This is a genomic window from Vibrio sp. 1402 (assembly GCF_033340275.1).
Window position 1 is genome coordinate 282,912 of record NZ_JAWOWE010000005.1, and the last position, 13,330, is coordinate 296,241.

A 13,330-nucleotide genomic window follows, 5' to 3' on the forward strand; every position below is an offset into this window, starting at 1 on the left:
CGCAGCTCAATATCAATTCAATAACAATGGATTTGTAAACGTGGACAATAAGACATTTAAATTATCAACAATTGCCAAAACCGTACTGCCTTTGATTTCCGTCGCGGTAATCAGCGGTTGTGGTAGTGATAGCACGAACGAAGATACGACGAACCCTGGCTCAGGCTTGTACCCTGCGGGAGAGAACGAAGTCGTCATTTATTACAAACGTGACGTAGCATCAGCTTCAACAGCAAGCGACTACGAAGGTTGGGGCTTGCACCTATGGAACGGTGAGGGCTGTACCAGCACAGATTTAGACGCAATGGGCATTCCGGGAACAGGAACGGATTGGTCTGCGCCACACCCATTCGATGGCATCAACGACACCTACGGTGCTTACTACGTACTGAAAATAAACCCTGACGCCTCTGACCCACACGAATGCATGAACTTCATTCTGCACAAAGGTGATGAGAAAGCGTTCGGCAGCGCAAACTCAAAAGTAGAGTTGACGAAAATCGGCGAATCGAAAGGTTTGTTTGGCTTCCACGGCAGCAGTGAACTTTACTACGAGCCAATAGAAGAGCGCCCTGTTGATATTGATGGTCAAAAAGCCCATTGGTTAGACGCCAACACCATTGCATGGGAAGCGGCGACCAGTGCGGATTCCATGAAGCTGTTCTACAGCCTTAGCAATGACATCAAAATGGATGAAGATAAGCAAATCTCTGGCGGTACAGCGGTTGAGCTGACAAAAGCTGGTGAGTTGTCTGATGGTCTGAAATCACGCTTCCGTCACCTTGCTAGCCTTCAAGCTGCGGGTATCGATGTCGATGACGCGACCTTGCGTACGATCCTGAAGTCACAAATCGTTATGGTGGCTTACAACGCAAATGGTGACGTCATTTCTGCAACTGAAGTGCAAAAACCGGGTGTTTTGGATGCGGTGTTTGCCGATTCCAAGGCAGGTAACGCGATCGGTCAAGAACTCGGTGCGATTGTGGAAGGCGGTGCCGCAACCTTCAAACTATGGGCACCAACTGCCCAAGATGTTGATCTGATAATCTACGATGAAAACTTAGCAGAAGAAGCGACCGTTGCCATGACGGAAGACCCAGCAACAGGTATCTGGGTTTCTGAGGCACAAAGCAACGTTGTCAACAAATACTATCGCTACCAAGTTAAGGTGTACCACCCTACAACAGGGGTCGTTGAAACGCGTTTGGTAACAGACCCATATTCAATGAGCTTGTCTAAAAACTCGCGATACTCGCAAGTGGTTGATTTAGATGATCCAAGCTTAATGCCTCAAGATTGGAAAAACTACGCACGCCCAACGGTTAAAAAAGACGAAGACCACGTCCTTTACGAGTCACACATTCGTGATTTCAGTTTTAACGACAGTAAAGGCACACCAAGTCTTGATGGCAAATATCTGGCGCTTACAGAACCTGAGCGTGAGTCTGTTTCTCACTTAAAAGCCCTGAAAGATGCTGGCCTAACAACGCTACATATCCTGCCAGCATTTGATATTGCAACCGTGGATGAAGACGCTGACAAGCGAGTCGATATCACCGACACCGTGGGTAAACTTTGTGGCATCAAGCCAGAAGCCTCCATTTGTGAGACCGAAGATGACGGCAAAGTGATTGAAGAGGTATTAAATAGCTACGACCCAACAACGGGCAAAGCACAAGCGTTGATGAACGATCTTCGCATGCTAGACAGCTTCAACTGGGGTTATGACCCTTACCACTACACCGTGCCAGAAGGCAGTTATGCGACCGATCCTAACGGATCTAAGCGTATTCTTGAGTTCCGCGAAATGGTTCAAGCGACGCATAAAATGGATCTGAAACTGGTCATGGACGTCGTGTACAACCACACAAATGCATCTGGTGTGAACGAAAAATCAGTACTGGATAAGATTGTCCCTGGGTACTACCACCGCCTAAACGTCAACACTGGCGGCGTCGAAAACTCAACCTGTTGTGATAACACCGCAACCGAGAACTTGATGATGGGTAAACTAATGGTTGACTCATTGATGGTATGGGCGGATGACTATAAAGTCGATGGTTTCCGTTTTGACCTTATGGGCCACCAGCCGAAAGATGTGATGGTTTACGCACTTGAAAAAGTCCGTGAAATTGACCCGAATACCTTGTTCTACGGCGAAGGTTGGGACTTTGGTGAAGTCGCGCAAAACGCTCGCTTCGATCAGGCGACACAAGTCAACATGGCGGGGACAGAAATCGGTACTTTCTCTGATCGTCTGCGTGACGCAGTTCGTGGCGGAAGCCCGTTTGATGGCGGTGTAGATTCTGAAGGTAAGCACCCACTTCGCTTTAACCAAGGCTTTGGTAACGCCGCTTACCCTAACGAAGAAACCAAAACTGACGCAGAGTCGGTGAATGGTCGTTTACACAACCAAGATCTGGTTCGTCTAGGTATGGCTGGTAACTTGGCTGACTACATCCTTCTTGATTACAAAGGCGAAACCAAGCTGGGTAAGAACGTTGATTACAATGGTGCGCCTGCAGGCTACACAAAAGTGCCATCAGAGAACATCTCTTACGTGTCTAAGCACGACAACCAAACATTGTGGGATAACAACGCCTACAAGATTGCGACAGGCACTTCATCTGCCGAGCGTGCACGTATGCAGTCTGTGTCCCTATCAACGGTGATGCTTGGTCAAGGCATTCCATTCATCCACATGGGTTCTGAGCTATTGCGCTCTAAATCTATGCAGCGCGACTCGTACGATTCTGGTGACTGGTTCAACCGTGTATTCTTCGACGGAAGCGACAATAACTGGAACGTTGGTCTACCACGTGAAGACAAAGACGGTGCAAACTGGGAGTTGATCAAAACCATCGTTGGTGACAGCACGGCGAAACCAGATTCAACCGACATCGAGCTGACTAAGCAACAATTCCTAGAGCTACTAAAAATCCGTAGCACAAGCGAACTGTTCCGCCTAGATACCGCGCAAGAAGTGATGAACCGTGTGGACTTCCGCAACGTAGGGAAAGACCAAGTGGAAGGCTTGATTGTGATGTCTATCGACGATGGTACATCAGCGGGTGCCGATTTGGATTCGAACTACGATGCTGTCGTGGCCGTTGTGAACTCAACATCAACTGAGAAATCTTTCAAAGTTGCTGGCGCAACTGGTTTCGAACTGCATGAAGTTCAACAAAACTCTGCGGATGACATCGTCAAAGGTGCAAGCTTCACCAATGAAACGTTCACAGTACCAGCACTGACAACAGCGGTATTCGTGCAGCCACAAAACGGCGCGCAAGGTGCTGGCCTACCAGTAAACACGGATAACAAAGACGTATCGAGTATTCCTCCTTACGGCGAAACTGTTGTTTACGTGAAAGGCACGATGAACGAGTGGTCTGATAGCAGTGATTGGGCGATGACCTTTATTGGCAACGGTATGTACTCTGTAACTGGCGTTCTTGAAGTTGGTGAACACGAGTTCAAATTCGCGGACTCTGGTTGGGCAAATCCAAACATCGGTTGTGATGCTGCGAATATAGCTTCTGGTTCACTAGAATTAGGTTCAGAAGGTAACTGTAAGCTGTCTGTTGCTGAAACAGGTAAGTACAACTTCACTCTGAACGCGCTGCATGTTCAAGATGAAAGCGTAGAAAAACCGGTCGTGTCAGTGACCAAGTCAGCAGATGCACCAACATTCGGTGAAACAGCACTTTACTTACGTGGCACTATCACTACATGGGATGCTCCAGCACAAGACTCAACAGCGAAGTTCAGCTATGTTGCAAATGACGTTTATTCGCTAGACATTGACCTAGCGGCGGGCAACTACGAGATGAAAGTTGCGAGCGCAGACTGGGCAGCAGACACCAACTTCGGTGGCGAAGGCAGTGTTGAGCTTGGTAAAGCGCTAACGATGGAAGTCGGTGGCGGTAGTGCAAACCTGAAAATTGCGATTGCAGAAGCAGGAAATTACAACTTCCACTTCAACGCGGCTGACAAGTCGGCGCCAATCGTGACGGTAACGAAAAACTAGTTTCATTTAAAAGCATCCGTAATGAAAAAGGGGAAGCATCACGCTTCCCCTTTGTTTTGTTGGCGTCACTAAATGGTGGATACCAAAATCAAAAAGGTGTTAGTTTCCCCAAATCTGTTCAACAAACTCAGGATGATCAATGAATGGATTACGATTGCCCTGAAAATCAAACACTTGTTGATTGCGGTTTCGTTCTTTTTCACTAACGGGATCATTTTTGTGCCAACGTTTCAGCATGTTTAACATCCAAGGTTCAAAAACCGTCGAACTTGAACCATCAAGGACAGCATCCGCATTGCTTGAATTGCCTTCCCAGTTACCTACAATATTTTCATAGCGGGTTGCCATGTAGAAATAGGCACGAGCAAAATCGCCTTTAAACTCATCGATCGGCTCAAACACCGTACCGGAGTAGCCCAGACTAGTGCTTGCTTGGCCAAGTTTAGAGCCATTACTAGACACGTAGGTCGCGGTGCCCACTTCACCAAATGGCCAATTACTGCGCTTCGCGTTTACATAACCATCAGTTGCAAACAAGTGATGACCGTCTGAGTTCATCGGCTCAACCTTACCGCCAAACCAGCTTTTCGGAAAAGAGTGCTCACGGTTGTAGCAATCCCCTTCCGTTTTGTATTGGCCACATTGGTCTGTGACTTTGGTAAAGCTTACTGTATCGCTAGCAGATGGCTTTTCAGAGTACATATCGAGAATAGAGCCATCATTTTCATAGTAACGATCAATATCGGCATCTTTTACCAAGGTCCAGACCGCAGAATAACCTCGGCTGGAGTGATTATTGATAATGTTAAACAACGCTGTTTTTAGAGCGTATCCCGTCTTACCAGATGCCGCTTGATAGTAACCATCAACCACTGGTGGGGTCGTCGTTGTGTCACCTAAGTTAAAATCGGTGGTTTCACTTTTCGAGAATTCAGCGCCAGAAGCAAGAGTCTTATCTCCCACCTTCAACGCGTAAGACCCCGAACCATTGCCACAGCAAATGCCGTCGCCATAGCTGTCTTGAATCGTAAATTGGTAGTTACCATCGGCCAAACACATGGTCTTTTCAACAGAGGTTGACGACTCATACCCCTGACCAGAGAAAAGCACTTGCGCTTGGCTATTTTTCAACTCCCAGCTAGTTTCTGAGCCATAGTTGTCCGTCGTGAGTGTAAGAACCACCTCATGATCACTACAATTTTCTACAGGAGGTTGTGTACTTGCCTCGGTCGGTTGAAAATTATCGACGTAGACAACTTCTGAGCCATCAAAACTGGCTTCATCGTAAAAACGCAAACCGACGTTGATGGTCTTGTTCGAGCTCGCTGTGTAATTGTGCACGAGCTCTTGCCACTGGTTTATCTGTTGTGGGTTCGAGTAATTGTGATAACCATCAACCACCAGACGTGCTTTTACATTTCCTTCGGTATGATAAACCGAGACAGAAAACGGATAGGTTTTCCCTTGCTCCACATTAATGGTTTGCAAAAAGTCGGTGTTGCTTTGGGTACCTGTATTCACGACGACCTGGGCAGCCAGACCACCCGATTTGATTTGCTCGCTGCTTGGCGACACTGTAATGCCCGCGTCAATCTCTGACCACTGCGTAGGTACATTGCCATTCCACTGTTCAAAGTCACCGTTGATAATTTGGCTATATGCAAACGGAGAGCTAGCAGCAACAAGGAGACAGAGGGAGTTCGTTATGGATTTCATTATACTTTTCCATTAGTTATATAAATCCCAAACACGATAAACATATTAGCGGGGCATAAGTAATCCTTCAGTCACATTTTTACGTTGCACAAGTGTTAATTTACTTTTTAATGTGCAGCTTATCTCACAAATATCCATCTGCTGAAAACAAATGCCAATACAAAAAGCGAAGCAACTTGTTGGCTACATCGTCGTAAAACCATTAAGGGAAAAGTAAAACAGACAGAAAAAAGCCAAGTGTGAGCCTATGGGGGTCAGCAACAACACTTGGCTTGTTTATAAGAAAGCTTGTGGTCAGCTCAACTGGTGAGCATCAATTCTGGATAATTCCTTAAGGTTTTACCGCAAAGAATCGTCCTTGTAGTGGCGACATCAGAATCTGATATTGACCATTACTCGGAGTAATTTTTTCATTCGTGAGCAAATCCACCAACTCACCAGTACCAACACTCTCCTGAGTAAGAGTGACGCTTCTAGCGCTCTGTAAGGTATTTAGCGCAAACAAGACTTTGTCCGAACCAGATTGTTTCAAGTCCACATAACTGCCGTTACTCGCAACTAAATTCGTGCGTGACCCTTGATAAAGTGCAGGATGCGCATCGCGCATTGTCATCAGCGATGTCACATAAGATTTGAGATCGGCTTGGTTTGCATCAAGCGTCGCCGTCACGCCTTCAATTTTCGCACTGCTGCGCGCAACGTGATCATCGCACAAACCTTGAATGGCGCAGGTGCTGTTGTCTTCTTTTGCGGCAAAACCATCCACTTGATCCCCGATTTCATCACCGTAGTACAACGTGATTGGCCCGGTGTACGCCGCTTGGAAAGCAAACGCGGCTTTATGGCGTAACCAATATTCTGCATCATTCACATCCGCCAAGTTTCCGCGCTGTAACAAGTCACCAAAGCGCACTAAATCATGGTTGCCGATCATCAAATTCGGCTGCGCATGTGTTGGATATTGGTTGTGTGTGCTGTAGCCGTTGTCTAACCAATCCGCACCGCGACCACCCACGCCGCTCTCATTCACGGCCAAAGTTTCAACGATGCGATATCGCATAGGGAAGTCAAACGCAGAGCACAATGCTGGATCGCTGTTCGATCCATACGCCTCATTCGCGATTTCAGACTCCCCTTTCCAAATCTCTGCCACCATATAGCCCAACGGATTCACTTGTTCGCCTTTGCTATTGGTGTACGTCACACTTTGTGAGGCTTCATCGACGGCTTTACGAAGTTGTGTCCAAGCGTCTGTCGGAACTTGATAGGCTTGATCTAAACGCCAGCCGTCAATCTTCAGTTCTTTGATCCAATAGGTTGCCACTTCTTTGTAGAAATCGAGACTGGCCGGGTAATCAACGGGATTGCTCGATCCCGATGGCAACAAACCGGAGGGAGATGGTTTGATCAAACCATCTTTGTGATGACCAAATACACCATCAAAAAACACGTATAAGCCGCGTTTGTGTGCTTCCTCGACCAAGGTTCTCGCCGTTTCTAAATCACCAAAACGTGGATCAATGGTGAAGTAATCCGTTGCAAAGTAGCCCGTGGCATCCAGACGATCGGCCCAGTGTTCTTGGCCCACTATCGCTTCCGATTCAAAAACTGGCGTCAACCAAATCGCGTTCATCCCTAAATCTTGGATGTAATCGAGTGAATCAATCACTCCTTGCAAATCGCCGTTATGATGGCTGGTGCCATAACCTGTACCGTGACCAATGCTCGCATCACCATCCACAAAACTCTCTACCATGATTTGATAAGTACGAAGTTGGTTACTTTGCGCCATGACATTGGCTTGGCAAGCATAACTGGTATCCGGTAGCGGAGTGCTGCTATTAGTGTCGCCACCACCAGAAGAATTACACGCAGATAAAGCACCAATCACACTTAACGCAAGCAACGATCGAGACAGGCGATGGTTACGTAGGATATTACGCATTTTATTCTCCCTAACTTACTCAAATAAACTACGGAAATTTGAGTAATAAAATTAACCCCGACATGTGTTTCATGCAGGGGTTAATAAATAAAAATAGATTTTAAATAACTGAATGGAATATTATTGGCACTTATTTACCATGACATGAACAGGTTTGCCTTTTCCTTCAAACTGAAGACTCCATACATATTTACCATCTTCTTTAATATCAACCGAAGTATCCGTACCGTAACCACCAAATGTTAATGGTGTTAATTCACCAACGTTCATTCTATTACCTTTTGCGGTAAATTGTGGGAACCACAACTCGGTCGCGTACTGCATTTTGTAGGAGCCTACTTTTTCTTGAACCACGGCTTGGTAGAAATTATTCCCTTTGTAGGTGTATTGACGCTGAGGCACGTGTTTCCAATCGGAATCCGCAAACGTACCCACCACAAATAGTGGTTTAGAAATAGGTCCTTTCGCTGTGCTATCTGGGTTGTCACACGCTTTCATGAAAGCAACCACTTCGTCTTGAGACATATTAACAACAGGCTCTGCGGCCGCTTCTGGTTCTGCAGTCGATTGACAACCCACTAAGGCAGCAAGTAGAGCAGCAGCAAGAGAGGTCTTCATCATGTTCATTTCACGTAATTCCTTTTTAGTATATCCAAAGTAAAATAAACTCAACGGTTAAAAGAAATATTAATCGTTATTAAAATGGAAATATCAAACGACAAATAAATATCGTCAGATTGTGAATTTAAATCACTTCGAGAAGTTTGTTTATTTCCTAAGTACAAAAAATAAATTAGGAACTGCCATTAATTATTGATCCAACCTATATAAAAAACAAAGTAATAAAAATAATTATGTGAATAAGGTAACTCTATGTAGGGGTATTTTTATTAGTTTATTTTCTATGAAAAAGGTCAGCATTTCGCTGACCTTTTTTTATCTGATTATTTTCTATTTACGGCTTTCACAAACACTTGTTGTGCACCTTCGATACCTAGCTCTTTTGCTTCATCAAGCAAAGTGAGCGCTTTCGGAATATCATTCGCTGCGACTGCCGCTTCAATGGAGCTGTAGTAGTAGCTAGTAAGGTCCGTACCTTGGGGAATGTTGTCGTTTTTCGCAACAATCTTAGTATTCACAATATCATTCGCGGATACCGAAAAGCGGAACTGACCGAGTGGGCTATGTTTCGCTAGAGGGTCTGCAATATCTGGCGGCTGAGTGTGACGCGCCATGGCGAAGGCTTTTGCAGGGTGTAAAACTTGTGTACTTCCTTTTAGATCGGCGGAAGTCGTGTAAACCAACACATGCAGATCGTTACCTGTCATGTCTGGAATCACATTGAGATCAAGTACGAATTTATCGTTGTCCAACAGTTTTGCTGGTTCGTACTTAAACTTTGAAAAATCTGCTTGGTAAATGGTTTCTCCTGCCGAGTTCATCACTGCAACATTAGGAGCATAAAATTGAAGTTCTTTACTTACGAATGTCTCTAATTTGATATCGAGACTGCCACGGTTACCTGGAAGAGCAAACGCTGCAATAGCGCCAGCACTGTTACCATCCAACAACATTTGGCTTTTATCAGTCAAAGCGAATTCAGTAACCACAGGCACGTTAAGCGGTACCCATTGAATATCACCCGATTGCGTGATCACTTGTTGCTGACCTTTTGGACTCATCTCTACTTGTTCTACAGACGCACAACCAGTAGCCAACATGCCCAGCAGTACGGGAGCAAGCCATTTTTTCATTACTGTCTACCTCGACTCTTTATTGTTTTTTAAATAAATACAGCCAGATAAGTTCTGGCTGTATCATTCTAGGACAATTTAGGACTTAGTGGTTAGATGATTACCACCAAGCTTCAGCTTGTACACCGAATTGGAACGTATCATCTGAACGACCGTTGTCAAATGTGTTAGTGTTGTCTTCTTTGTCAGCCGTTAGGTAAGAAGCGTAAACACGGATTTCAGGACGAGCCCAGAAGCTAGAACCAGCAGACCATGCTTGAGCAACAGTTAGCTTACCGTATTTGTTTTCGTCGCCGTCGTTATCATCGATAGCGTAACCAGCTTCGAAGATAGTTTTGTGGTTGTCATCCCATTTGTACATTGGACGAACAACAACAGACATTGTTTCCCACTTGTCTTGGCCAGCCCACATGTCTTCACCAACACCGTACACTAACTGGTGACCCATTTCCCAGCTGTCGCCCATGCCGATTACACCCCAGTTGATTAGGCGGTAACCAGATGCACCGTTGTCAGCTTCTGCGCCGTACCAGCTACCGTCGCCGTAGAATGCCATTGTTTTTGAGTAACCTTCAGTACCGTACTGAAGCACTGTTTTGTTGAAACCAGCGTCTAGACCTTGAGTCAATTCTGCTGTGAACATTACGCCGTTTTTCGCATCTTTAGTGCCGTTTGGCGCAGCGTCAGTTTCGTTAAGAATTGCGTAGTTCAAGCCCATTTCTAGAGAGCCGTTGTCCCATAGAGGAAGACCTGCGTAACGTACGTCTAGAGTGTTTACGTTTGTTGCGCCGCCATCGTTGCCTGGGTCTGCGATATCGCCGCGGTCGTTACGAACCCAAGCGAAAGAAACTTTACCAGGACCAGCTTCGATACCTTCAACACCAGCGCCCGCGCCAGAGATGTTCCAGTAGTAGAAGTCAGAGATATGAATGTCGTGACGTTGGTAGTAGCGTTTACCTGCCCAAAGCGTTGCTTCAGGAGCAAAGTTTAGTAGGCCTTTAGCTTGAACGTTGAACTGACGTAGTGCGAATTGTGCATCGTCTACACATTTCACTTCGCCGTTATCCAAACCACAGTTAGCAGAAGTGCTTTCCCAGTCGTTTGAACCGTTAGAAGTCATTGCAACCATAGAGTCTACGTAGAACGTTTTGCCGTTGTTGTTGTAAACTTCTTTACCTAGTTGAATCTCGCCGTAGATATCGCTTTCATTACCTAGACGACCGATCTTGTTCTTTTCGAATGTTAATTGTTGACCACCGTCAGCGTTCACGCCAACGCCAGCACGCATGTAACCGTGGAAATCCACTGCGAATGCAGAACCAGCAGCTAAAGTTGCAGCTACAGCAGCAGCAATTGCACTTACTTTTTTCATTCTTAACTCCATTAAGGGTATTTATAATTCTGTCTTCCCTGCTCACTCTTTTAGGTGAATATAGGCAGTAAAAACACACCTAAAGAAAGAGAGGTAAGATGGGAACGAATCCCCGTTTGTTTCAACAGTTGTGAGATTACCCGAGGCGTACAAGGATGACTTCCTCCGCCCTAAACTAATTTAAGGGGGATGAGAAGGGAGTAGAAAATTTACCGAATGGTGTTTTTTCGAGTCAGATCACCAATCTAGGGAGGAATTAGTAAGTTTGTTCGGTTTTGAGCCGCTACAAAGTGATAGCCATTTCATATTTTTGACTCTAAGCCGTCACATAAAGTAATTAAATTACACGAATATTTTTATATTTAGGGTGGTTGACCTTAGTAAGACAAAGTTTTTAACTTATAGTTTCCTAAAGGTAGCAATAAATATTAAATAAAGTATCTCCGATGACACGACTTCTCTCTCGCCCCTACCCCCTGGGCGCAACATTGAATAAAGAAGGCTGTAACTTCTCTATTCATGCTCCGGGCGTAAAAGACATTCAACTGGCATTGTTTGCAAACGATGGCAGCTACGAGCTTCACGGTTTACCGAATGAATACGCTGGCATACGTCATACTTTTATTCCAGATATTAAGCCGGGGCAAAAATACGGTTACCTTGTCTCCCACAAGGACGAGCCACTGTTAATTTCTGATCCGTACGCAAAATCAATAGATAAAGCCCTCCACTATCACCCTCCCTACTCTCCAGCCAAAAGTTTCGATATGCCGAAGTGCGTCGTTATCGAAGATGATTTTGACTGGCAAAACACGGATCACCCGCGTATACCCAGAGAAGAGATGGTATTGTTTGAGACGCACGTCAAAGGGCTTACCCAACGCCACCCAGAGGTTGAGGACAAGCTGAAGGGGCGCTATTTAGGTCTTGCATCACCTGAAATGCTGGCCTTTTACAAACAGCAAAACATCAACACGCTGCAATTGCTACCTGTCGCAGCATGCATGCATGAGCCTCATCTACTAGAGATGGAAAAGGTCAATTATTGGGGATACAACCCTTATCTCTTTATGGTGCCCGATCCGCGCTACGCAGAACAAGACGCCGTTACGGAATTAAAAACAACAATTCGCGAATTGCATAAAAACGGCATTGAGGTGATTCTCGACGTGGTTTACAACCACACTGCTGAAGGTGGTGAAGGGCCTACAATCTTCAACCTGAAGGCCCTCGATTCCCGTTTTTACATCAAACATGGCAACCACTTCGCCAATTACACCGGCTGCGGAAATACAGTGGATCTCACCTACCAACCAGCCTTAAACCTTGTGATGGATACATTGCGCTACTGGGTTAGCGAATTTAAAGTCGATGGCTTCCGTTTTGACTTGGCTGCAACGTTAGGTCGACAGGGCGATGATTACAACCCAGAAGCAGCTTTCTTTAAAGCCGTTGCGCAAGACCCAATTTTGCGTGAAACCAAATTGATTGCCGAGCCTTGGGATATTGGTCCAAATGGCTACCAAGTGGGTAACTTTCCATTTGGTTGGAACGAATGTAATGACAAACTGCGTGATATTTCCCGCAGTTTTTGGCGCGGTGATCAAGGCTATTTAAAAGAGTTTGCCACTCGATTAATGGGCTCTCGTGACATTTATAGTGCAGCGAACTGGCCATACAAACTCACCGTAAATTACATCACGTATCACGATGGCTTCACACTGCAAGATTTAGTGTCTTACAAGCACAAACATAACGAAGCCAATGGCGAAGAAAATCGCGACGGTCACGGCGACAATCGTTCAGAAAACTACGGTGTTGAAGGCGAGACCGAAAATCTGATGATCATCGCCACGCGTGAGAAGCAAAAACGCAACCTTATTGCTAGCTTGCTGTTTGCCTTCGGTATCCCACACATTCTCACTGCTGATGTTCTGTCTCACACCCAAGGCGGTAACAATAATGCCTATTGCCAAGACAACGAAACCAGTTGGCTGAACTGGGAAGAGACAGAACGTAAGCAACATTTCAAAGCATGGATGTCACAAATGGTCGCCAACCGAAATCAATACATGGTGCCATTTATCCGAGCTTTCAGTGGCGAAAACCGCAATAACAACCGCATTTTCTGGCGCCGAACAGACGGTCGCTTAATGGAGCACGATGATTGGAACCGTTTAAGCTCTGTCGCACTTCACCTTGGTATCGGTAAAGAAGGACAAGAGTTGGTCTACCTCATCAACCAAACTAACGCCACAGCGCGCTTTAAGCTCCCCAATGAGCGAAAGCAAGAATGGGTGACGATCTGTGATACAAACGTACGTAACCTCAACCCAGGACATGCTGAAGGCGAAGTCTTGCTGTCACCCACCTCGATGGTGATTTTGCACTATCAACCAAACCAAAGCACACCAAAAGGTGAGCAAACGCATAGCTAAATTATAAACGTTCCAAAAAAGGAAAGCCGATGCATCTCAGTGCTTCGGCTTTTTTGTTGGTTAGATGTGCCTAAC

General features: G+C 45.6%; 7 protein-coding genes. 2 read left to right on the forward strand and 5 right to left on the reverse strand.

The genetic code is table 11. The annotated features are described in order from the left end of the window. The first annotated feature begins 40 nt into the window (after positions 1-40). Positions 41-4,030 (forward strand): pullulanase-type alpha-1,6-glucosidase, encoded by a 3,990-nt coding sequence (pulA, locus tag R7044_RS12325; RefSeq protein WP_205391338.1) that lies wholly within the window; start codon positions 41-43, stop codon positions 4,028-4,030. Between the two features lie 99 nt (positions 4,031-4,129). Here the strand turns inward: pulA and R7044_RS12330 are convergent, their stop codons facing one another. The 5 genes from R7044_RS12330 to R7044_RS12350 form a co-directional block, all read right to left on the reverse strand. Next, a complete protein-coding gene (locus tag R7044_RS12330) occupies positions 4,130-5,746 on the reverse strand; it encodes an endonuclease (protein ID WP_205391337.1) in 1,617 nt (538 codons plus the stop codon). Between the two features lie 331 nt (positions 5,747-6,077). Further along, entirely contained in the window at positions 6,078-7,691 is a 1,614-nt protein-coding gene (locus R7044_RS12335; RefSeq protein WP_205391336.1) for an alpha-amylase family glycosyl hydrolase, read from the reverse strand. A 120-nt stretch (positions 7,692-7,811) separates the two neighbouring features. Next, positions 7,812-8,318: a hypothetical protein gene (locus tag R7044_RS12340; RefSeq protein ID WP_054578620.1), complete on the reverse strand. Its 507-nt coding sequence runs from the start codon at positions 8,316-8,318 to the stop codon at positions 7,812-7,814. Positions 8,319-8,635: 317 nt separating this feature from the next. Then, positions 8,636-9,445, reverse strand: coding sequence for a MalM family protein (locus tag R7044_RS12345; protein WP_005374786.1), 810 nt, complete (start codon positions 9,443-9,445; stop codon positions 8,636-8,638). Positions 9,446-9,545: 100 nt separating this feature from the next. Continuing rightward, on the reverse strand, positions 9,546-10,817 hold the full coding sequence (locus tag R7044_RS12350) for a maltoporin (protein ID WP_086047209.1): 1,272 nt from the start codon (positions 10,815-10,817) through the stop codon (positions 9,546-9,548). A gap of 446 nt (positions 10,818-11,263) precedes the next feature. Here R7044_RS12350 and glgX point away from each other — a divergent pair, with 446 nt between their 5' ends. Next, positions 11,264-13,255, forward strand: coding sequence for a glycogen debranching protein GlgX (gene glgX, locus R7044_RS12355; protein ID WP_005374781.1), 1,992 nt, complete (start codon positions 11,264-11,266; stop codon positions 13,253-13,255). Positions 13,256-13,330: the final 75 nt, after the last annotated feature.

What these genes read in the sequence shown, in the direction of transcription:
- R7044_RS12330 (WP_205391337.1), bottom strand. Translation starts at nt 5,746, where the DNA reads ATGAAATCCATAACGAACTCCCTCTGTCTCCTTGTTGCTGCTAGCTCT.
- R7044_RS12335 (WP_205391336.1), bottom strand. Translation starts at nt 7,691, where the DNA reads ATGCGTAATATCCTACGTAACCATCGCCTGTCTCGATCGTTGCTTGCG.
- R7044_RS12340 (WP_054578620.1), bottom strand. Translation starts at nt 8,318, where the DNA reads ATGAACATGATGAAGACCTCTCTTGCTGCTGCTCTACTTGCTGCCTTA.
- R7044_RS12345 (WP_005374786.1), bottom strand. Translation starts at nt 9,445, where the DNA reads ATGAAAAAATGGCTTGCTCCCGTACTGCTGGGCATGTTGGCTACTGGT.
- R7044_RS12350 (WP_086047209.1), bottom strand. Translation starts at nt 10,817, where the DNA reads ATGAAAAAAGTAAGTGCAATTGCTGCTGCTGTAGCTGCAACTTTAGCT.
- glgX (WP_005374781.1), top strand. Translation starts at nt 11,264, where the DNA reads ATGACACGACTTCTCTCTCGCCCCTACCCCCTGGGCGCAACATTGAAT.